Genomic DNA, 20,369 nt, shown 5'->3' with positions numbered 1-20,369 from the left:
TGTGTTTCACCGTGTTTCGGTGGTCATAGCGTGAGGGAAACGCCCGGTTACATTCCGAACCCGGAAGCTAAGCCTCACAGCGCCGATGGTACTGCAGGGGGGACCCTGTGGGAGAGTAGGACACCGCCGAACAAATATTGCGAAAAGCCCCGTACCGGGTACACCGGAACGGGGCTTTTCTGCGTTTCTCTGCCTTTCTCTGCGTTTCACAATTCATTAAAAGTGGTGTCTCTCCTCCGAGGAGAGACACCACTTAGAGGCGCCCTGCAGCCTTAAGGGCCAGATATGTGTCCGCCAGCGCCGGGGCCAGGTCATCCGGAGTTGCGTCGACAACCGTGACGCCGTGGCGGCGAAGTTGTTCGGCGGTTCGATGACGTTCCGTTTGTGCTTGGGCGGCGGCCGCAGCCTCGTACACCGCTTCTGTGTTTCCTCGGGCTGCTGCCATTTTTGCGATGTGAGGGTCGGCCACCGAGGCCAATAGGACTGTGTGGCGCTGGGTCAGTTGAGGGAGGACGGGGAGGAGGCCCTCTTCGATGGGGGCCGTGTCGAGGCTGGTGAGCAGGACGATCAGGGAGCGTCTGGGGGCCGTACGGAGTGTGGTGGCCGTGAGGCCGCGGGCGTCCGTTTCGATGAGCTCAGGTTCCACGGTGGCCATCGCGTTGACCAGGGACGGGAGGACGTCGGCTGCGGCGCGGCCCTGGACCAGGGCGCGCACCCGGCGGTCGTACGCGAGGAGGTCCACACGGTCGCCGGCTCGGGAGGCGAGGGCTGCAAGGAGGAGGGCCGCGTCCATGGAGGCGTCCAGGCGGGGGATGTCGCCCACGCGGCCCGCCGACGTACGGCCGGTGTCGAGTACCAGGAGGATGTGACGGTCGCGTTCGGGGCGCCAGGTGCGTACGGCGACCGTGGTCTGGCGGGCTGTGGCGCGCCAGTCGATGGAACGGGTGTCGTCGCCGGGGACGTATTCGCGCAGGCTGTCGAATTCTGTGCCTTCGCCGCGGGTCAGGACGCTGGTGCGGCCGTCGAGTTCGCGTAGGCGGGCGAGCTTCGAGGGCAGGTGCTTGCGGCTGGTGAACGGGGGGAGGACGCGTACCCCCCAGGGAACCCGGTGGCTGCCCTGGCGGGCGAAGAGGCCCAGGGGGCCGTACGAGCGGATCGTTACGCGGTCGGCCTGGCGGTCGCCTCGGCGGGTGGGGCGCAGGCGGGTGGTGACGCGGCGCCGTTCGCCGACGGGGACCGTCAGGCTGTGGCGGGAGGCCTCCACCTCGGTGCCGGACTGCCAGCTGCTGGGGGGCCAGGCATCGCGGAGGCGGGCGCGGAGCAGGCGGTTGGAGGGGTTGGTGACCGTGAGTGTGACGTCCGCTGATTCGCCCAGACGTGCGGATGTGTCGCCGGAGCGGGTGAGGCCGAGGCGGCGTACGGGGGCGGCCAGGGCGTAGTCGCAGGCGCACGCGATGGCCAGGGGGCCATTCACGGCGAGGATGCCTGTCCAGCCGGGGCCCCAGATGCCGATGGGGATCGAGCCCAGGGCCGCCAGGAGGGCGGCGCGTCCGGTGAGGGCCATCAGCGGGGGACGGGGACGTGGGCGAGGATCGCGTTGATGACCGAGTCGGCCGTTACGCCCTCCATCTCGGCCTCCGGGCGGAGTTGCACGCGGTGGCGGAGGGTGGGCAGGGCCAAGGCCTTCACGTCGTCGGGGATGACGTAGTCGCGGCCTGTCAGCCAGGCCCAGGCGCGGGATGTCGCGAGGAGGGCGGTGGCGCCTCGGGGGGAGACGCCGAGCGCGAAGGACGGGGATTCACGGGTGGCGCGGCAGATGTCCACCACATAGGCGGTGATCTCGGGGGAGATCGCCGTCTTGGCGACGGCCGCGCGGGCCGCTTCCAGGTCTGCCGGACCCGCGACTGGGCGTATGCCGGCGGCGCGCAGGTCGCGCGGGTTGAAGCCCTCGGCGTGGCGGGTCAGGACGTCGATCTCGTCCTGGCGGGAGGGGAGGGGGATCGTGAGCTTGAGGAGGAAACGGTCCAGCTGGGCTTCGGGGAGGGGGTACGTGCCCTCGTACTCGACCGGGTTCTGGGTGGCCGCGACCAGGAACGGGTCGGGAAGTGGGCGCGGGGTGCCGTCGACTGTGACCTGGCGTTCCTCCATGGCTTCCAGGAGGGACGACTGGGTCTTCGGGGGCGTGCGGTTGATTTCGTCCGCGAGGAGGAGGTTGGTGAAGACCGGGCCCTGCTGGAAGGAGAACTCCGCAGTGCGCGAGTCGTAGACGAGTGAGCCGGTGATGTCGCTCGGCATCAGGTCGGGAGTGAACTGGACGCGCTTGGTGTCGAGTTCGAGTGCGGAGGCGAGTGCCCGGACGAGCAGCGTTTTGGCTACTCCGGGGACGCCTTCGAGGAGAACGTGTCCGCGGCAGAGGAGGGCGACGACGAGGCCGGTCACGGCGGGGTCCTGGCCGACCACGGCTTTCGCGATCTCGGCGCGCAGGGCTTCCAGGGAGGCCCGGGCGGTGCCCGGATCCCCGGTGATCCCGGCGTTGTCAGTGGTCGGGTCCATCATGGACGGCGTACCTCTCTTTCGAGGGCGTCTAGCTGGTCGGCGAGGGAGATGAGGCCGGCGTCGTCGCCGGGCGGCGGGCCGAAGAGAAGGGAATGCAGGGACTGTCCGTCTCCGTGGTCGTGGAGGTGGGCGGACAGAGCGGGGAGCAGGGCCTCGGGCGCGTGTGCCTGGGGCACGGGGACGCCTACGAGGGGGGCGAGGCGAGTGCGGGTGGTGGAACGAAGAGCGCCTGCCGCGCGGTCGCGGGCGTTGGTCTTGCGGTAAAGGCGGGCGCGGCCTTCGACGGTTTCGGAGGCGCGGATCGCCACCGGGAGAGGTTCGGGTACGAGGGGGCCGAATCGGCGTGCCCGCCAGAAGGCGGCCAGAACTGCGGCGAAGAAGAGTTGCAGGGAGCCCCAGAGCCAGCCGGAAGGGAGCAGGTCGACGAAGCTGCGCTCGCCGGAGTCGGTGAGCGAGTCGTCGGAGAGCGAGGGGAGGTACCAGACCAAGTGGGGGCGGGAACCGAGCAGTTGGAGGGCGAGCGAGGCGTTGCCGTGCTCGTCGAGACGGTCGTTGTAGAGGATGTCGGGTGCGCCGAGCACGACGGTGTCGCCGTTCCCTGTGGCCGCGGGCACGCGCACGAGAGTGGGAAGGCCGTTGCTCGGGTAGCACGCGTCGGCGCCGGGGGCGGTGGTGTCGTAGCGGAAGCCTCCCGTGTCCGCCGTGCCCGCGCGTTTGGCGGCGGGCAGGTCGCAGTCCGGGGAGAGTTTCGAGCCGAAGCTGATCGCGGGGTCGGCGGTGACGCCGGGGGCGAGTGTCCCGATGGACGGGCCGCTGGGGGCGATCAGGACCGTGCGTCCGCCGGAGCTCGCCATCGCCGTGTGCAGTTCGTCCTGTTGACGGTCGGTCAGCAGGTCGGGGACCGCGATCAGGAGGGTTGTGTCGGCGTCGGCTGCGGCGCTCGCCCGGGCGAGGGTGGTGACCACGCGCGTGGACACGCCCCGGTCGGCGAGCAGTGTGGCGACGGCACGACTGCCGCGGGGGTCGGCGGAACGCGGGTCGAGGCCGCCGCGCTCAGTGCCAGAGCTGATCACTGCGATCGTTACGGCACCCACGAGGAGCAGAACGACCGCGAGTACGACGCCTCGCGCGCGGGTCCACACCTGGCGTGCGGTGGGCGAGGCCGAGGTGGTGGCCGGGAGCGTGGCCTCGGTGCTCATTCGGCGGCTCCCTGGCGGGCGTTGTGGGCCGTGCTGGGGGCGCTGCTGTTCGCGAGGGCCGGTTTCGTGCGCTCCAGGTCGTCGTCGAGTTCGGTGAGCCGGCGGTACATCTGTGGGGACGCGGTGCGTCCGCCGTACGTCACGTCGTCGAAGTCCCGGGCCGCGGTGCGCAGGCGTTCGGTGTGCGTGGGCAGGGTGCGGCCCGCTTCCGCGGCTGCCTCGTCGGCGGTGCGGCCGGGGCGGGCGTCGAGCAGGGCGCGTTCCTCCAGGGAGCGGACGACGGCGCGCATGCGTTCCTGGAGTGCCTGGTTCCAGTGGCCCTGGGCGGCGTGTGCCTCGGCGGCGGCGCGGTGTTCGGCGGCGCTGCGGGGGCGGTCGTCGAAGAGCACGGCGGAGGAGGTGGGGCCGGAGCGCGGGGTGCCGAGGCGCCACCACAGGGCGCCGATCACGGCGACGACGGCGAGGAGGACCACCATCAGCCCGACGGCTCCTCCGGGAGTCGCGGTCGAGGTCGCGTTGAACAGCCTGCCGAGCCAGTCCCAGAGGGCGTCCATGGCCCGTTGGAGCAGGCCGGGGTCGTTCTCGTGGTACATGCGCTTGGACAGCTCGCGCCTGGCCGCCTCCCGCGCGGGATCACGCGGGATCGTCACCGGCGGTTCGTCGGCCGCCAGTGACAGTACGGCGGTGTCGCCGGCGCGCAGCAGGGCTCGTACGGCCGCTTCGGCGGTGTGCGGCAGGGCCGGCACCGTAGTGAGAAATCCCCCCGTCAGGCTCACCGCATCAGCTCCCCGGTGTGGCGCCCGCCGCGCCGGAGCCGTGGTCCTGGACGCCGGCGGCGCGGGCCAGGTCGAGGTCGAGGGCTTCGCGACGGATGCGCTGGTCGATGTAGAGGAGCACGGTCACGCCCGCGGTGATGGGGAAGGTGATCGTGGAGCCGATCACCGAGCCGATGCCGCTGACGATCAGGAACGTCCAGCCGAAGCCGCCCGTGCCGTCGAGGATGCTGCTGATGCCCTCTCCAGTCAGGGCTGCGGCGATGAAGGTGAACGGGACGACGACGAGGGAGGAGACGATGCCCGCGATGATCGCGGCGAGCAGTTGGATGCCGAAGACCCGCCACCAGGAGCCGTGGACGAGCTTTGTCGAACGGCCGATCGACTTGATGATGCTTTGCTTCTCCAGCATCAGTGCGGGCGAGGCCAGGGAGAAGCGGATCATCAGCCACAGCGCGACGACGCTCGCGCCGAAGCCGCCCAGGACGGCGAGTGCCGCGCCGCCGCTCTTCGAAGCCGTGAGAGCCACGAGGATGCCCGGCGCGATGCCGACGGCGACGACCGCGGCGACCGTGAGCAGCAGCAGGAAGATGAGGCCGAACAACTTCGGGATCTGAGGGCGGGCGTCACGCCAGGCTTCGCCGATGGTCACCGGCTTGCCGAGCACGGCGCGGCTGGTCACGGTCGTGAGCAGCGCCGTCGCGATGACGGTGGCGATGATGGAGATCACGAAGATGACGCCGGAGCTGAGCATGGCGTTGCCCATGGCGCGGCTCAGTTCGTCGAGGCTGGCGCTCGTGTCGTTGAGGGTGTCGACGCTTGTGCTGTCGTCCAGGACGAATCCCTGGAGGAGGACGGCGACGATCTCCGTGACGACCGCGACGGTGAGCGAAATGCCCAGCACGGTGCGCCAGTAGGCGCGCATGGTGGAGACGGCACCGTCGAGGATCTCGCCGACGCCGAGGGGGCGCAGTGGGATCACGCCGGGTTTGGCCGCGGGCGGGGGGCCGCCCCAGTTGCCTCCCCAGCCGGGGTAGCCGCTGGTCGGGCCGTATCCGCCGTACCCTCCGGGGGCGCCAGCAGGGCCGCCGCCCCAGCCGGGGCCGGGAGGCGGTGGTGGGGGCGGGGCCTGGCCGGGGCCCTGGGTGCCGGTGGGGGCGGACCACTGGGCGGGCGGAGGCTGCTTCTGGGACCAGTTCGGGCCTGGGCCGGTCGTGTCGGGGGGCGGCTGGTCCGCGGGCTCCGCGGGGTCAGGGCGGTCGGCTGGGGCGGACGCGCCGGGCTGCTGCCCTTCGGAGGGGGCAGATCCGGGCGAGGCCCAGCCCGGAGTGTCGTTCATCGTCGCTCCTTCACGGTGCCCGTCCGCGTTCGCGGCAGGTTGGCAGCCATCGTGCCATGGGGAGAGCGCGGGGGGATCGGCCCCTGTATGGGCTGGACACCTTCAATTGTCCGACGGATAGGGGGCAGACTGGGTGGATGGGTGATCAGTACGCGCAATCCCGCGAGGACAACAGGCCCACCGAGATACCGGCGATCCGCTGGGAGGAACCTCCCGAGGGTCCGGTGCTGGTCCTTCTCGATCAGACGAGACTGCCGGCCGAGGAGGTCGAGCTGGTCTGTACGGACGCGCCCGCGCTGGTGGCGGCGATCCGTTCGCTGGCCGTGCGCGGGGCGCCGCTGCTCGGTATCGCGGGGGCGTACGGTGTCGCGCTCGCCGCCGCACGCGGCTTCGACGTGGACGAGGCGGCCGACGCGCTGGCGCAGGCCCGGCCCACCGCCGTGAACCTCGCTGTGGGGGTACGCAGGGCCCTGGGGGCGTACCGGGCGGAGCTTGCCAGGGGCGGTGACCTGGAGCAGGCGGCTGGGGCTGCGCTGGCCGCGGCGCGGGCGCTGCACCGGGAGGACGCCGAGGCCAGCGCGCGGATGGCGGTGCACGGGCTGGCGCTGCTGGACGAGTTGCTGCCCGGTGGCGGGCACCGGCTGCTCACGCACTGCAACACCGGATCGCTGGTGTCGGGTGGTGAGGGGACGGCGTTCGCGGTGGCACTGGCGGCACACCGGGCGGGGCGGCTGCGCAGGCTCTGGGTGGACGAAACGCGTCCGTTGCTGCAAGGTGCTCGCCTGACGGCATATGAGGCGGCGCGCAGCGGAATGGCGTACACCTTGCTCACGGACAATGCGGCGGGCTCCCTGTTCGCCGCGGGCAGGGTGGACGCGGTGTTGATCGGGGCCGATCGGATCGCGGCCGACGGATCGGTGGCGAACAAAGTGGGGAGCTATCCGCTCGCCGTGCTGGCCCGGTACCACCACGTGCCGTTCATCGTGGTGGCGCCGGTGACGACGGTGGATCCGGACACCCCCGACGGGGCGTCCATCGAGGTGGAACAGCGTGCCGGACATGAGGTGACGGAGATTGCCGCACCTCAGGTGCCGGTGGCGGGAGTGGAAGCGGGAGGCGGGATTCCGGTGGCACCCCTGGGGACCCAGGCGTACAACCCGGCGTTCGATGTGACGCCTCCCGAGTTGGTGACGGCGATCGTCACCGAAGCGGGTGCTGTTTCGCCCGTGACGGCTGAGGCGCTGGCAGAGCTGTGTGACAGGTCACGACAGATAACGATTTAGTTAATGGGATGATGTCGTTTATGAAGGGACGAGTCCTTGTCGTCGATGACGACACCGCACTGGCCGAGATGCTCGGCATTGTGTTGCGTGGTGAAGGTTTTGAGCCGTATTTCGTAGCCGACGGCGACAAGGCGCTGGCCGCTTTCCGTGAGTCCAAGCCCGATCTGGTGCTCCTGGACCTGATGCTTCCCGGCCGGGACGGCATCGAGGTGTGCCGCCTGATCAGGGCGGAGTCCGGGGTACCGATCGTGATGCTCACGGCCAAGAGCGACACCGTCGATGTCGTCGTGGGCCTGGAGTCGGGTGCCGATGACTACATCGTGAAGCCGTTCAAGCCGAAGGAGCTGGTAGCCCGGATCCGAGCGCGGCTGCGGCGGTCGGAGGAGCCGGCGCCCGAGCAGCTGACCATAGGCGACCTCCTCATCGACGTCGCCGGTCACTCTGTGAAGCGGGACGGGCAGTCGATCGCGCTGACGCCTCTGGAGTTCGATCTGCTGGTGGCGCTCGCGCGAAAGCCGTGGCAGGTGTTCACGCGGGAGGTGCTTCTGGAGCAGGTCTGGGGATACCGCCACGCGGCGGACACCCGGCTGGTCAACGTTCATGTGCAGCGGCTGCGCTCCAAGGTCGAGAAGGACCCGGAGCGGCCGGAGATCGTGGTGACCGTCCGTGGCGTCGGTTACAAGGCCGGACCGAGCTGACATGTCCGAGGACAGTGCCGCTTCGCCCCCCGGGCGTTCCGGGGGGCGTGCGGAGCGGCCTGTCGGGCGGCAGAAGGTGAGCAGGCCCGGCTCCGGCTGGCGGCAGTTCTTCGAGGGCGGGCTGCTCCAGGGCGGTGTCCAGGGCAGCCCGGTCCTTCGGCTGTTCATGCGCTGGGTGCGGCGCCCGCTGCTGCCCGTCATGCGGTTGTGGCGGCGCAACATCCAGCTCAAGGTCGTCGCCACGACGTTGCTGATGTCGCTCGGCGTCGTCCTGCTGCTCGGCTTCGTCGTCATCGGACAGGTGCGCAACGGCCTGTTGGACGCCAAGGTGAAGGCCTCGCAGAGCCAGGCTGCGGGCGGATTCGCGGTGGCCAAGCAGAGGGCGGACACGGCGGCCGGCGCCAGTGGGGACGACGGTTCCGGCACGGGCGGCCAGCCCGTGCAGAACGTCTTCCGGTGGATGAGTGACCTGGTGGAGTCCCTTTCCAGCGGCGGCCAAGGTGCCTTCGACGTCGTAACGCTCCCGGCCGGTGCGGTGGGCGACGACAACGGCGGCGGGCGCGGACTGCGTGCTTCCGGCGGGGTGGACCCGACCGCGAGCGTGCCCGAGGCGCTGCGCGAGCGGGCCGACGACAACACGCTGATGGCCCAGAGCTACACCCGTATCACCTACACCAACGGCAGTGAGTCACAGCCCGCGCTGATCATCGGCAAGCAGGTCGACGACCCGAACGGCGAGCCGTACCAGCTGTACTACCTCTTCCCGCTCACGCAGGAGGAGAAGTCGCTGAGCCTCGTCAAGGGGACGCTGGCGACGGCCGGGCTGTTCGTCGTCGTACTGCTGGGAGCTATCGCCTGGCTCGTCGTGCGGCAGGTCGTGACGCCCGTGCGGATGGCGGCGGGGATCGCCGAGCGGCTGTCCGCAGGGCGGTTGCAGGAGCGGATGAAGGTCACCGGCGAGGACGACATCGCGCGGCTCGGCGAGGCCTTCAACAAGATGGCGCTGAATCTGCAGCTGAAGATTCAGCAGCTGGAGGAGCTGTCGCGGATGCAGCGCCGGTTCGTGTCCGACGTGTCGCACGAACTGCGGACGCCGCTGACGACCGTACGGATGGCAGCCGATGTCATCCATGACGCGCGCGTGGACTTCGATCCGGTGACCGCGCGGTCGGCCGAACTGCTCGCCGATCAGCTGGACCGGTTCGAGACGCTGCTCGCGGACCTGCTGGAGATCAGCCGGTTCGACGCGGGCGCGGCGGCGCTGGAGGCCGAGCCGATAGACCTCAGGGAGGTCGTCCGGCGGGTGGTGAGCGGTGCCGAGCCGCTGGCCGAGCGCAAGGGGACGACGGTACGGGTCGTCGGCGATCAGCAGCCTGTCGTGGCCGAGGCCGATGCGCGGCGCGTGGAGCGGGTGCTGCGCAACCTCGTCGTCAACGCCGTGGAGCACGGCGAGGGCAAGGACGTCATCGTGAAGCTGGCCGCCGCGGGCGGTGCGGTCGCGGTGGCTGTGCGTGACTACGGGGTCGGGCTCAAGCCCGGTGAGGCGACCCGCGTCTTCAGCCGCTTCTGGCGGGCCGACCCGGCACGCGCGCGTACCACCGGCGGTACGGGCCTCGGCCTGTCCATCGCGCTGGAGGATGCCCGGCTGCACGGGGGCTGGCTGCAGGCGTGGGGCGAGCCGGGCGGCGGTTCACAGTTCCGGATGACGCTGCCGCGCACCGCCGACGAGCCCCTGCGGGGTTCACCGATACCGCTGGAGCCCAAGGACTCACGGCGTCACCGGGAGCTCAACGACGCGGGTCTGCCGCACGCAGGCGGTGACAAGCTCGCCACGGTGCCGGTGCACACGGCAGCTGCCGAACAGCGGCCGATAGCGCCGCGGCTCGCCGCCATGGCTCCGTCCGCCGACCCCACGGCGCTGCCCGGCAACGGCGCCCGCGTGGTGCCGCGCCCGGGCGGCGGTGCGCGGCGGGACGGTGTGTCCGGTACGGAGTCGCAGTCCTCGGAAACGGTGTCCTCGGATGCCGGGCCGGATCGTGTGGATGAGCAAGGGGAGGCATTTCGTGGGCCCTGACCGCGAGCGTGAGTGGGGCGGTCGGCGGCGGGAAGCGGCTCGCGCGGTGGTGTACGCCGCCTGTGGCGCCGTCCTGCTGGCCGGCTGCGCCTCGATGCCCGACAGCGGGGATCTGCGCGGAGTCGAGTCCACGCCCCGGCAGGACGCCCAGGTACGGGTCTTCGCCCTGCCGCCCCACGAGAACGCCCTTCCGGGGCAGATCGTCCAGGGCTTTCTGGAGGCGCTGACCAGCGACGATCCGCACTACGAGACGGCGCTCAAGTACCTGACGGCGCGTGCCGTGAAGGCGTGGCGGCCCGACGCGTCGACCACGGTGCTGGACGGCGGGCCCACTGCCGAAGCCGTCCACGACGGCAGCCGGGACGACACCGAGGACTACGCGGCCACGCTGACCGGCGGAAGGTTCGCCACGCTGGACTCCCAGCAGTCGTACGAACCCGCCGACGGGCAGTACAGGGCGACGCTGCACCTGACGCGCGAGAAGAAGAGCGGGCAGTGGCGCATCGACGATCTGCCGCAGGGTGTCGTGATGGGCACGTCGGACTTCCTGCGCAACTACACGTCCGTCAATAAGTACTACTTTGCTTCGAACGCGCCGTCGGAGTCGGACGCCCAGCCGGTGTCCGTCGCCGATCCGGTCTACGTCCGCAAGAAGGTCGACCCGATGACGCAGACGGTGAATTCGCTGCTGGAGGGCCCTTCGCGCTGGCTGGGACCGGTCGTCCGGTCGAGTTTCCCTACCGGTACGGAGCTCAAGAAGGGCGTCACCTCACTGGCCCCCGACGACCAGAACCGGTTGACGGTGCCGCTCAACGACAAGGCGAACCGGGTCGGGTCGGCCAAGTGCACCGAGATGGCGGCCCAGCTCCTCTACACCCTCCAGGACCTGACACCCACGGGTGTCGACGAGGTCGCCCTGCAGCGCGCCAACGGCACCCAGCTGTGCGCCCTCACAAAGAACGGGGCCGAGCCCGTCGCCGCGCGCGGTGTGGTGCAGCGCCCCGAGTTCCAGTACTTCATCGACGGCAAGCACCGGCTCGTACACGTGGCCGGCAATGACAGTCCAGCCGCCGACGTCACTCCGGTGCCGGGCGCGTTCGGCGAGGGCGAGAAGCAGCTGCGGTCCGCGGCGGTCTCGCGCGCCGAGGACAGCGCGGCCGGGGTCTCGCTGGACGGGACCATGCTGTACGTGGGGTCGCTGGTGTCCGGCGGATCGCTCGGTGAGCCCGTGCTGACCAGCCAGGGCAGCACCAAGGCCGACCGGCTGACCACACCCAGCTGGGACGGCGACGGCGACCTGTGGGTGGCCGACCGCAACCCCAAGAAGCCTCGGCTGTTGCTCCTGGAGAAGGGTGCGGGCGAGCCGCTGGAAGTCAGGACCCCGGGGCTCGACGGGCGCATCGAAGCGGTACGGGTGGCCGCCGACGGGGTGCGGATCGCGCTCATCGTGGAGAAGGACGGCCTGCGGTCCCTGTACATCGGGCGGATCGAGCGGGACGAGCGGTCGGCGCAGCCGGCGGACGGTTCGGCTCAGGAGAAGACGCCAGCGGAGCCGGGGCGGGCAACGGGGCAGAAGGCCGGCGACCAGTCGGTCGTCTCGGTCCTCGAACTGGACTCCGTGACACCGCAGTTGGAGGAGGTCACCGCCATGTCGTGGGCCGGGGACAGCCGGCTCGTGGTGGTCGGGCGTGAGCAGGGTGGCGTGCAGCAGATGGGCTATGTGCAGGTCGACGGCTCGACGCCGGTGGGGTCGGCGCCGGCCGCGCTGACCGGCGTCAAGGGCATCGCCGCGTCCGAGGACGAGATGCTGCCGCTGGTGGCGTACTCGGAGGAGGACGGCATCGTGCGGCTGTTGTCCGGTACCAAGTGGCAGAAGCTGGTCAAGGATGGGTCGGCTCCGGTCTATCCGGGGTGAGAGGCCTCGCCGGGAGTGCAGTGGGTTTTGACGGCCCGTCGAATGTCCGGCGGGCCGTCGGCGTTTCCGGGCGCCGCTTGTGGGGTGCGTGGAGTTGTCCACAGGACGTTGTCCACAGGGGTGGCCGAGTCGCGTCGGTGTTGGCACAGTGGTGCGCATGCGGGGCTGGTGGCGGGACCTCAGTGACTTGGTGCTGCCGGCCGAGTGCGGAGGCTGCGGGATGCCTCGCACGGTGCTCTGCCCGGAGTGCCGTGCCGCCTTGAACGGGGCCGTTCCGAGCCGGGTGCGACCGGTGCCTGAGCCGCTCGGGCTGCCGGTGGTGTACGCGGCGACCCGGTACGAGGACGAGGTGCGTGCGGTAGTCCTCGCGCACAAGGAAAGGGGTGCGCTGGCACTCGCGGGGCCGCTCGGGACGGCGCTGGCGGGAGCTGTGCGGGCAGGGCTCGACGGGGCCCTGCCCGGTCGTACGGGCGTGCTGCTCGTTCCTGTGCCGTCCGCGCGGCGGGCTGTACGGGCGCGAGGGCATGATCCGGCCCGGCGGATCGCGCTCGCCGCGGCGGGTGAGCTGCGTGGTTCCGGTACGCAGGCCCGGGTGCTGGCGGTGCTGCGGCAGCGCCGGGTCGTGGCTGATCAGGCGGGCCTCAACTCCCGGCAGCGGCTGGACAACCTCGCCGGTGCGCTGAGCGTGGTCCCCGGGGGCGGGCAGCTGCTCGCGGGTGCGGGTGCGGTCGTCCTGGTCGACGATCTGATGACGACCGGAGCCTCGCTTTCCGAGGCCGCGCGTGCCGTGCGGGAAGCGGTCGGGTGCGGAGAGGCGGGAGGGGCCGAATGGGCGGGAGAGATGGGGGACGTGAGAAGAGTGAGAAACGTCGTGTACTCGGACGCGGGGCGGGAAGGCAGAGGGCAGCGGGGGACGGGAACCACGGCCGCGGGCGTGGAGCGGAGGCCAGGGATGTCGGGAATCGCGGCGGCCGGCGCCTTCGGGGGCGTGATCTGCGCGGCTGTGGTCGCGGCGACGCCTGATTCTTTCGAAATAAACTGGAACTGACCGCGAACTTGCATCGTTGCAGGTAGCGAGAGGGTCAATTCACTGGAACGGAGGTACGCGGCAGTAGAGGGTGACGACATACGTCCGGGCGAGATATGTTCGGTTGTGAGGGAAAGCCGCAGGCCACACCTCGCAAATCCGAATGCCGTGCTGTGGATTTTCCTTAATCACCCCAGCCGGCCGAGTGGGGATCTTGCTCATGGGGGAGGAGGAGGTGGAAGTCACCGAGTCCGAGGTTCCGGGGCACACCGGAGCCTGGTGCGAAAGGGAGACGCTCCGCCACTGAAGCGGGGCGATCCGGGAACGGAGTTCTGCGTGGACATCGTCGTCAAGGGACGCAAGACCGAGGTGCCCGAGCGGTTCCGGAAGCACGTGGCCGAGAAGCTGAAGCTGGACAGGATCCAGAAGCTCGACGGCAAGGTGATCAGCCTCGACGTCGAGGTATCCAAGGAGCCCAACCCCCGGCAGGCCGACCGCTCCGACCGAGTGGAGATCACGCTTCACTCCCGCGGTCCGGTGATCCGGGCGGAAGCAGCGGCAAGCGACCCGTACGCGGCACTCGACCTCGCGGCGGACAAGCTCGAGGCCCGGCTGCGCAAGCAGCACGACAAGCGTTACACCCGCCGAGGCGCCGGCCGGCTGACAGCCGCCGAGGTCGCTGACCACGTCCCGGACGCGGCAACGCTGAACGGCAATGGTCACCCCGTCCACGAGGAAGACGCGGACGGCGTGCCCGTGAAGAGGATCGGCTCGCTGGAAGTGAAGGGCGAAGGCCCCCTCATCGTCCGCGAGAAGACCCACGTCGCCTCCCCGATGACGCTTGACCAGGCTCTCTACGAGATGGAACTGGTCGGGCACGACTTCTATCTGTTCGTCGACTCCGAGACCAAGGAACCGAGTGTCGTCTACCGGCGACACGCCTACGACTACGGCGTGATCCACCTCAACACGGACCCGATGGTCGCCCACCAGGCGCACGCCCCCGCGGCGGGTGGCACGCTGGGTGGCTGACCGCCCCCGGTGACAGCCGAGCGGGTGCCCCTGGAGCGCGTGTGCGCCCCCAGGGGCACCCGTGTGCGCCCCCTCCGGGGCCCGCTCTGTCACCGCACTGTCACCCGGGCATGGAATCATGGCCGCAACGGCTCAACCGGTGGGCCGTTGCCTTGGGTTGGCGATGGCACAGGACCACAGGCCACAGCCTTCAGGGGGAGGAACGATGGCGGACAGCTTCGGACCGATGCAGGTCGACCATGCCGACGACGGCGTCACCGGCATGGGCCCGGACGCGGGCACCTCGCGCAAGGAGCCGATCAGAGTCCTTGTCGTGGACGACCATGCCCTCTTCCGTCGTGGACTGGAGATCGTGCTCGCGGCCGAGGAGGACATCCAGGTCGTCGGCGAGGCGGGGGACGGTGCGGAGGCTGTCGACAAGGCAGCCGATCTGCTGCCCGACATCGTCCTGATGGACGTACGGATGCCGAAGCGCGGGGGGATCGAGGCCTGCACCTCCATCAAGGAGGTCGCGCCCAGCGCCAAGATCATCATGCTGACGATCAGCGATGAGGAAGCCGATCTGTACGAAGCGATCAAGGCGGGTGCGACCGGTTATCTCCTCAAGGAGATCTCCACCGACGAGGTGGCCACGGCCATTCGCGCCGTGGCCGACGGGCAGTCGCAGATCAGCCCCTCCATGGCGTCGAAACTCCTCACCGAATTCAAGTCGATGATCCAGCGGACGGACGAGCGGCGGCTGGTGCCCGCGCCGCGGCTCACGGAGCGCGAGCTGGAAGTGCTCAAGCTGGTCGCCACCGGGATGAACAACCGGGATATCGCCAAAGAGCTGTTCATCTCCGAGAACACCGTGAAGAACCATGTGCGCAACATCCTGGAGAAGCTGCAGCTGCACTCCAGGATGGAGGCGGTGGTCTACGCGATGCGGGAGAAGATCCTCGAGATCCGGTAGAGCGATCTTCGGTAGAGCGATCTTCGGTAGAGCGGTCGGGGGTTATCCGAGGGCCTGGGCCAGTTCCCTTGTCAGGGGGGTGCGCAGGTCAGGGGCGTCCACCCGTTCCACTCGTACGTTCGTGCAGTTCACCCAGCTTGCTGCCTCCAGCAGGGCCTGGGCCACCGCAGGGACCGCCTTGGGGCCGTTCAGAGTGACCTGTCTGGCCACCAGGGTGTTGCCCTCCCGGGCAGGGTCCACTCGTCCTACGAGGTGGCCGCCGGCGAGGACCGGCATCGCGAAGTAGCCGTGCACGCGCTTCGGCTTGGGGACGTAGGCCTCCAGGCGGTGGGTGAAACCGAAGATCCGTTCTGTGCGGGCCCGTTCCCAGATCAGGGAGTCGAAGGGGGACAGCAGGGTCGTGCGGTGGCGGCCGCGCGGGGGCGTCGCCAGGGCTGCCGGGTCGGCCCAGGCCGGTTTGCCCCAGCCTTCGACCGTGACGGGGACCAGACCCGAGTCCGCGATCACCGCGTCGACCTGCTCTGCCTTGAGACGGTGGTAGTCGGCGATGTCCGCGCGGGTGCCGACGCCCAGGGACTGGGCCGCGAGGCGGACCAGGCGGCGCAGGCATTCGGTGTCGTCGAGGTCGTCGTGCAGCAGTGTGTCCGGGATGGCGCGCTCGGCGAGGTCGTACACCCGCTTCCAGCCCCGGCGCTCCACGCACACCACCTCGCCGTACATCAGGGCGCGTTCGACAGCGACCTTGGTGCCGGACCAGTCCCACCATTCGCTGGTGCGTTTCGCGCCGCCCAACTCCGTTGCGGTGAGGGGGCCTTGCGTGCGGAGTTGTTTGACGACCTGGTCGTAGACATCGGGCGGGAGGTCGTGGTTCCAGTGGGGCCGGGAGCGGTAGGCGCGGCGGCGGAAGGCGAAGTGGGGCCATTCCTCCGCGGGGAGGATGCAGGCGGCGTGCGACCAGTATTCGAAGGCGTGGGGGTGGGGGGCTGGGGTGAAGGTTGGGGCTGGGGTGGAGGTTGAGGTGGGGGTGGGGGTTGTTGTTTGGGGGGTCGTTGACGTCGGGTTCCAGTAGGCGTCTTCGATTTTTTTGCGGGGTATGGCGCCCAGGCGGGCGTACGGGATGAGTTCGTGGGAGCGGGCGAGTACGGAGATCGTGTCGAGCTGGACCGCGCCCAGGTGTCGGAGGATGCCGCGGACGCCTGCCTTGCGGTTGGGGGTGCCCAGGAAGCCCTGGGCCCGTAGGGCGATTCGGCGGGCTTCGTCGGCGGAGAGTTTGGTGTGGGGGGTGGGGTTGGGCGGGCTGCTCGTCATGCTTCCGCACGATAGGGGGTGGGACTGACAGTGGGGGTGAGCTGGGGGTTTGGGGGTGGAGGGGTTTCGCCCCCGCCGCCCTTACCCGTCCCATCCCTGGGGGCTGCCGCCCCCAGACCCCTGCTTACGGCCCTGAACGGGCCTTGTCCTCAAACGCCGGACGGGCTGGATGGTGCCGGCCGGGGCTGAGGAGGTGGCGCACGGGGCTGAGGAGGGGCGGGCCGGGCTGAGGAAATGCCGCGCCTGGGTCCTGAGGGGTGCCGCCCTGAGCCTGAGGGTGCTCGTCCGGGTGTGAGGGGTGCCGCCCAGGGCTGAAGGATGCCGCCCGGGTCCTGAGGGGTGCCGCCCGGGGCTGGAGGAGGTGCCGCCCTGGGGCTGAGGGGGGTGCCGCTCAGGGCTGAGGGGTGTCGCCGCCCCGGGGCTGAGGTGTCGCCGGGGCTGCAGAAGCCGGTGGGAGTGGGGGTGGTGGGGAGGGGCTGGGTGGGTCTGTGTCGAGGGGGCGGGCGAGGGGCGGGTTGGTGGGAGAGGAGGGTCAGTTGGCGGGGCGGCTGGGGGTGTAGGGGGCCGTTGAGGGGAGGCCGAGGTCTGAGGGGAGTAGGGAGGCCACCCAGCAGTCCCGGCGTACTCCCTTGTTGTTGATTGCTGAGCGCAGGGTGCCCTCCATGGTGAAGCCGGCTCGTTCCGCTGCTGTTCGGGACGCCGTGTTGCCGACTTCGGCCCTCCACTCCACGCGGTCCACCGACAGATGGGTGAAGGCCCAGCGGGAGGCGGTGATCGTGGCTTCTGTGATGTAGCCGTTGCCGCGGTGGGCCTTGTCGGCCCAGAAACCGACTTCGCTGACCCCCAGGGAGCGCATGGTCAGGGCGAGCATGCCCACCAGCTCCTCCCCTTCGGGGAGGAAGACGCCGAACGTGAACATCGAGCCGTCCGCCCAGCCGTCGGGCACCAGCTGGGAGGTGAACCCGCGGGCGTGTTCGGGGAGGTAGGGCGACGGGATCGTCGTCCAGCGCTGGATGTCGGCGTCCTGCACCGCGGCGTACACGGCGTCCGTGTCGTGTGGGCCGACGGTGCGCAGGAACAGGCGGGCCGTGGTGAGCGTGACGGGGTCCATCGGCCGATTCTGCTCGGGGCGGGATGAGGGCGCCATCCCTTTTGCTGTGCGTGAGTTCGTGATCACAATTCGTGCAATTCATGAGTGGGGCGCGGCACCATCCGTGACTCCCGGCCGTTCTCCTTATGGCTGTCCCACTGGCAGACCTCCCGGCTTGGCGGGGTCCTCGCATACGATGGCCGTTGCTCAGTTAAGACAATGGAAACCGACCGTCCTAGGCCCGACCGGCAAGGAGACCAACCCCCGTGTCCGTCCTCTCAAAGATCATGCGTGCAGGCGAAGGCAAAATCCTGCGCAAGCTGCACCGCATCGCGGACCAGGTCAACTCCATCGAAGAGGACTTCGTCGACCTCTCCGACGCCGAGCTGCGGGCCCTCACCGATGAGTACAAGCAGCGGTACGCCGACGGTGAGAGCTTGGACGACCTGCTGCCCGAGGCCTTCGCCACCGTGCGCGAGGCCGCCAAGCGCGCCCTCGGCCAGCGTCACTACGACGTGCAGATCATGGGCGGCGCCGCGCTTCACCTCGGCTATGTCGCCGAGATGAAGACCGGTGAGGGCAAGACCCTGGTCGGCACGCTTCCCACGTATCTGAACGCCCTCTCCGGAGACGGCGTCCACCTCATCACGGTCAACGACTACCTGGCCGAGCGCGACTCCGAGATGATGGGTCGCGTCCACAAGTTCCTGGGCCTGACTGTCGGCTGCATCCTCGCCAACATGACGCCGGCCCAGCGGCGTGAGCAGTACGCCTGCGACATCACGTACGGCACGAACAACGAGTTCGGCTTCGACTACCTGCGCGACAACATGGCGTGGTCCCAGGACGAACTCGTCCAGCGCGGCCACAACTTCGCCGTTGTCGACGAGGTCGACTCGATCCTCATCGACGAGGCCCGTACGCCGCTGATCATCTCCGGCCCGGCCGACCAGGCCACCAAGTGGTACGGCGACTTCGCCAAGCTGGTCACGCGCCTCAAGCGCGGCGAGACGGGCAACCCCCTCAAGGGCATCGAGGAGACCGGCGACTACGACGTCGACGAGAAGAAGCGCACCGTCGCCATCCACGAGTCGGGTGTCGCCAAGGTCGAGGACTGGCTGGGCATCGACAACCTGTACGAGTCGGTGAACACGCCGCTGGTGGGCTACCTGAACAACGCCATCAAGGCCAAGGAGCTCTTCAAGAACGACAAGGACTACGTCGTCATCGACGGCGAAGTCATGATCGTCGACGAGCACACCGGCCGTATCCTCGCCGGCCGCCGCTACAACGAGGGCATGCACCAGGCGATCGAGGCGAAGGAAGGGGTGGACATCAAGGACGAGAACCAGACCCTCGCCACTATCACCCTGCAGAACTTCTTCCGTCTCTACGACAAGCTCTCCGGTATGACCGGTACGGCCATGACCGAGGCCGCCGAGTTCCACCAGATCTACAAGCTCGGTGTCGTCCCGATCCCGACCAACCGTGACATGGTCCGCAAGGACCAGTCCGACCTGATCTACCGCACCGAGGTCGCGAAGTTCGAGGCGGTTGTCGACGACATCGCCGAGAAGCACGAGAAGGGTCAGCCGATCCTCGTCGGCACGACCTCGGTGGAGAAGTCCGAGTACCTGTCGCAGCAGCTCTCGAAGCGCGGCATCCAGCACGAAGTGCTGAACGCCAAGCAGCACGACCGGGAGGCGACCATCGTCGCCCAGGCCGGCCGCAAGGGCGCCGTCACGGTCGCCACCAACATGGCCGGCCGTGGTACGGACATCAAGCTCGGCGGCAACCCCGACGACCTCGCCGAGGCGGAGCTGCGGCAGCGCGGCCTCGACCCCGAGGAGCACATCGAGGAGTGGGCCGCGGCCCTGCCGGCCGCCCTGGAGCGGGCCGAGAAGGCCGTGAAGGCCGAGTTCGAGGAGGTCAAGGACCTCGGCGGGCTCTACGTCCTCGGCACCGAGCGGCACGAGTCCCGACGGATCGACAACCAGCTGCGCGGTCGTTCCGGACGGCAGGGCGACCCCGGCGAGTCGCGGTTCTACCTCTCCCTCGGTGACGATCTCATGCGGCTGTTCAAGGCCCAGATGGTCGAGCGAGTCATGTCGATGGCGAACGTCCCGGACGACGTACCGATCGAGAACAAGATGGTCACCCGTGCCATCGCGTCCGCCCAGTCGCAGGTCGAGACGCAGAACTTCGAGACCCGCAAGAACGTCCTCAAGTACGACGAGGTCCTCAACCGGCAGCGCGAGGTCATCTATGGCGAGCGGCGCCGCGTCCTGGAGGGCGAGGACCTGCACGAGCAGGTCCAGCACTTCATGGACGACACCATCGATGCCTACATCGGCGCGGAGACGGCCGACGGCTTCGCCGAGGAGTGGGACGTGGACCGGCTGTGGGGCGCCTTCAAGCAGCTCTACCCGGTGAAGGTCACCGTCGACGAGCTGGAGGAGGCGGCGGGCGACCGGGCCGGGCTGACCGCCGAGTTCATCTCCGAGTCGATCAAGGACGACATTCACGACCAGTACGCGTCGCGTGAGGAGCAGCTCGGCTCCGAGATCATGCGTGAGCTGGAGCGTCGGGTCGTGCTGTCGGTCCTCGACCGCAAGTGGCGCGAGCACCTCTACGAGATGGACTACCTCCAGGAGGGCATCGGTCTGCGCGCCATGGCGCAGAAGGACCCGCTGGTCGAGTACCAGCGCGAGGGCTTCGACATGTTCACCGCGATGATGGAGGGCATCAAGGAGGAGTCCGTCGGCTACCTGTTCAACCTGGAGGTCCAGGTCGAGCAGCAGGTCGAGGAGGTCCCGGTCGCGGACGCCAAGCCGTCGCTGGACAAGGGTGCCGAGGACTCGGTGCCGGCGCAGGCGGGTGCCGGTTCCCGGCCCGAGATCCGTGCCAAGGGGCTCGACGCCCCGCAGCGGCCGGACCGGCTGCACTTCTCCGCCCCGACCGTGGACGGCGAGGGCGGCATCGTCGAGGGCGACTTCGTCGGGGACGACGACGAGGTGCGGTCCGAGGCGGACGGGCTCACGCGCGCGGAGCGGCGCAAGCAGCAGCGGAGCGGGCGTCGGCGTAAGAAGTGAGCAGCCTCCAGCCGGCGGTGAGCGGTGAGTC

15 protein-coding genes and 1 rRNA gene are annotated in these 20,369 nt (G+C 69.5%); 9 read left to right on the top strand and 7 right to left on the bottom strand.

Annotated elements, in window-relative coordinates; genetic code table 11:
• Positions 1–15 precede the first annotated feature (15 nt).
• Positions 16–132, top strand: a 5S ribosomal RNA gene (gene rrf, locus OG734_RS17325).
• 121 nt (positions 133–253) lie between these two features.
• Here rrf and OG734_RS17320 read toward each other — a convergent pair.
• Genes OG734_RS17320 through OG734_RS17300 form a run of 5 tightly spaced genes read right to left on the bottom strand, consistent with a single transcriptional unit; the run spans position 254 to position 5,867 of the window.
• A complete protein-coding gene (locus tag OG734_RS17320) occupies positions 254–1,564 on the bottom strand; it encodes a DUF58 domain-containing protein (RefSeq protein ID WP_330288401.1) in 1,311 nt (436 codons plus the stop codon).
• Positions 1,564–2,556, bottom strand: coding sequence for an AAA family ATPase (locus OG734_RS17315; protein WP_443064868.1), 993 nt, complete (start codon positions 2,554–2,556; stop codon positions 1,564–1,566). Before OG734_RS17315 ends, OG734_RS17320 begins: the two co-directional genes overlap by 1 nt.
• Positions 2,553–3,755, bottom strand: a complete 1,203-nt coding sequence (locus tag OG734_RS17310; RefSeq protein ID WP_330288400.1) for a DUF4350 domain-containing protein — start codon at positions 3,753–3,755, stop codon at positions 2,553–2,555. The genes OG734_RS17315 and OG734_RS17310 overlap by 4 nt, the downstream gene beginning before the upstream one ends.
• Positions 3,752–4,531, bottom strand: coding sequence for a DUF4129 domain-containing protein (locus tag OG734_RS17305; RefSeq protein ID WP_330288399.1), 780 nt, complete (start codon positions 4,529–4,531; stop codon positions 3,752–3,754). The genes OG734_RS17310 and OG734_RS17305 overlap by 4 nt, the downstream gene beginning before the upstream one ends.
• A 4-nt stretch (positions 4,532–4,535) precedes the next feature.
• Complete coding sequence (locus OG734_RS17300; protein ID WP_330288398.1) at positions 4,536–5,867, bottom strand: hypothetical protein; 1,332 nt, start codon at positions 5,865–5,867, stop codon at positions 4,536–4,538.
• 137 nt (positions 5,868–6,004) lie between these two features.
• On the opposite strand from OG734_RS17300, the gene mtnA reads away from it, so the two are divergent.
• From mtnA to OG734_RS17265, 7 genes are all read left to right on the top strand, one after another.
• A complete protein-coding gene (mtnA, locus tag OG734_RS17295) occupies positions 6,005–7,150 on the top strand; it encodes an S-methyl-5-thioribose-1-phosphate isomerase (protein ID WP_330288397.1) in 1,146 nt (381 codons plus the stop codon).
• Between the two features lie 8 nt (positions 7,151–7,158).
• A complete protein-coding gene (gene mtrA / locus OG734_RS17290; RefSeq protein ID WP_330288396.1) occupies positions 7,159–7,848 on the top strand; it encodes a two-component system response regulator MtrA in 690 nt (229 codons plus the stop codon).
• A 1-nt stretch (position 7,849) separates the two neighbouring features.
• Positions 7,850–9,922: an MtrAB system histidine kinase MtrB gene (gene mtrB / locus OG734_RS17285; RefSeq protein WP_330288395.1), complete on the top strand. Its 2,073-nt coding sequence runs from the start codon at positions 7,850–7,852 to the stop codon at positions 9,920–9,922.
• Positions 9,912–11,837 (top strand): LpqB family beta-propeller domain-containing protein, encoded by a 1,926-nt coding sequence (locus OG734_RS17280; protein WP_330288394.1) that lies wholly within the window; start codon positions 9,912–9,914, stop codon positions 11,835–11,837. Before mtrB ends, OG734_RS17280 begins: the two co-directional genes overlap by 11 nt.
• Before the next feature lie 157 nt (positions 11,838–11,994).
• Positions 11,995–12,885 (top strand): ComF family protein, encoded by an 891-nt coding sequence (locus OG734_RS17275; protein WP_330288393.1) that lies wholly within the window; start codon positions 11,995–11,997, stop codon positions 12,883–12,885.
• A gap of 315 nt (positions 12,886–13,200) precedes the next feature.
• The gene (gene hpf, locus OG734_RS17270; RefSeq protein WP_443064867.1) at positions 13,201–13,896 is read left to right on the top strand and encodes a ribosome hibernation-promoting factor, HPF/YfiA family; all 696 of its coding nucleotides are present in this window, start codon (positions 13,201–13,203) and stop codon (positions 13,894–13,896) included.
• Between the two features lie 205 nt (positions 13,897–14,101).
• Entirely contained in the window at positions 14,102–14,848 is a 747-nt protein-coding gene (locus tag OG734_RS17265; RefSeq protein WP_330288392.1) for a response regulator transcription factor, read from the top strand.
• Between the two features lie 42 nt (positions 14,849–14,890).
• Here the strand turns inward: OG734_RS17265 and OG734_RS17260 are convergent, their stop codons facing one another.
• Both OG734_RS17260 and OG734_RS17255 read right to left on the bottom strand, forming a co-directional pair.
• A complete protein-coding gene (locus OG734_RS17260) occupies positions 14,891–16,156 on the bottom strand; it encodes a winged helix-turn-helix domain-containing protein (RefSeq protein ID WP_330288391.1) in 1,266 nt (421 codons plus the stop codon).
• Positions 16,157–16,688: 532 nt separating this feature from the next.
• Positions 16,689–17,267, bottom strand: coding sequence for a GNAT family N-acetyltransferase (locus tag OG734_RS17255; protein ID WP_330288390.1), 579 nt, complete (start codon positions 17,265–17,267; stop codon positions 16,689–16,691).
• Between the two features lie 245 nt (positions 17,268–17,512).
• On the opposite strand from OG734_RS17255, the gene secA reads away from it, so the two are divergent.
• On the top strand, positions 17,513–20,338 hold the full coding sequence (gene secA, locus OG734_RS17250) for a preprotein translocase subunit SecA (protein WP_330288389.1): 2,826 nt from the start codon (positions 17,513–17,515) through the stop codon (positions 20,336–20,338).
• The last annotated feature ends 31 nt before the right edge of the window (positions 20,339–20,369 follow it).

The organism is Streptomyces sp. NBC_00576 (assembly GCF_036345175.1).
In the GTDB taxonomy this organism is placed as follows: domain Bacteria; phylum Actinomycetota; class Actinomycetes; order Streptomycetales; family Streptomycetaceae; genus Streptomyces.
The sequence above is the reverse complement of the archived record's forward strand: the minus strand, read 5'-3'. Positions and strand labels throughout refer to the sequence as shown.

Excerpts from the sequence above, each read along its gene's own strand:
- OG734_RS17310 (WP_330288400.1), bottom strand. The coding sequence starts at position 3,755 with ATGAGCACCGAGGCCACGCTCCCGGCCACCACCTCGGCCTCGCCCACC.
- OG734_RS17265 (WP_330288392.1), top strand. The coding sequence starts at position 14,102 with ATGGCGGACAGCTTCGGACCGATGCAGGTCGACCATGCCGACGACGGC.
- mtnA (WP_330288397.1), top strand. The coding sequence starts at position 6,005 with ATGGGTGATCAGTACGCGCAATCCCGCGAGGACAACAGGCCCACCGAG.
- mtrB (WP_330288395.1), top strand. The coding sequence starts at position 7,850 with ATGTCCGAGGACAGTGCCGCTTCGCCCCCCGGGCGTTCCGGGGGGCGT.
- OG734_RS17260 (WP_330288391.1), bottom strand. The coding sequence starts at position 16,156 with ATGACGAGCAGCCCGCCCAACCCCACCCCCCACACCAAACTCTCCGCC.
- mtrA (WP_330288396.1), top strand. The coding sequence starts at position 7,159 with ATGATGTCGTTTATGAAGGGACGAGTCCTTGTCGTCGATGACGACACC.
- OG734_RS17315 (WP_443064868.1), bottom strand. The coding sequence starts at position 2,556 with ATGATGGACCCGACCACTGACAACGCCGGGATCACCGGGGATCCGGGC.
- OG734_RS17275 (WP_330288393.1), top strand. The coding sequence starts at position 11,995 with ATGCGGGGCTGGTGGCGGGACCTCAGTGACTTGGTGCTGCCGGCCGAG.
- OG734_RS17300 (WP_330288398.1), bottom strand. The coding sequence starts at position 5,867 with ATGAACGACACTCCGGGCTGGGCCTCGCCCGGATCTGCCCCCTCCGAA.
- OG734_RS17255 (WP_330288390.1), bottom strand. The coding sequence starts at position 17,267 with ATGGACCCCGTCACGCTCACCACGGCCCGCCTGTTCCTGCGCACCGTC.
- OG734_RS17320 (WP_330288401.1), bottom strand. The coding sequence starts at position 1,564 with ATGGCCCTCACCGGACGCGCCGCCCTCCTGGCGGCCCTGGGCTCGATC.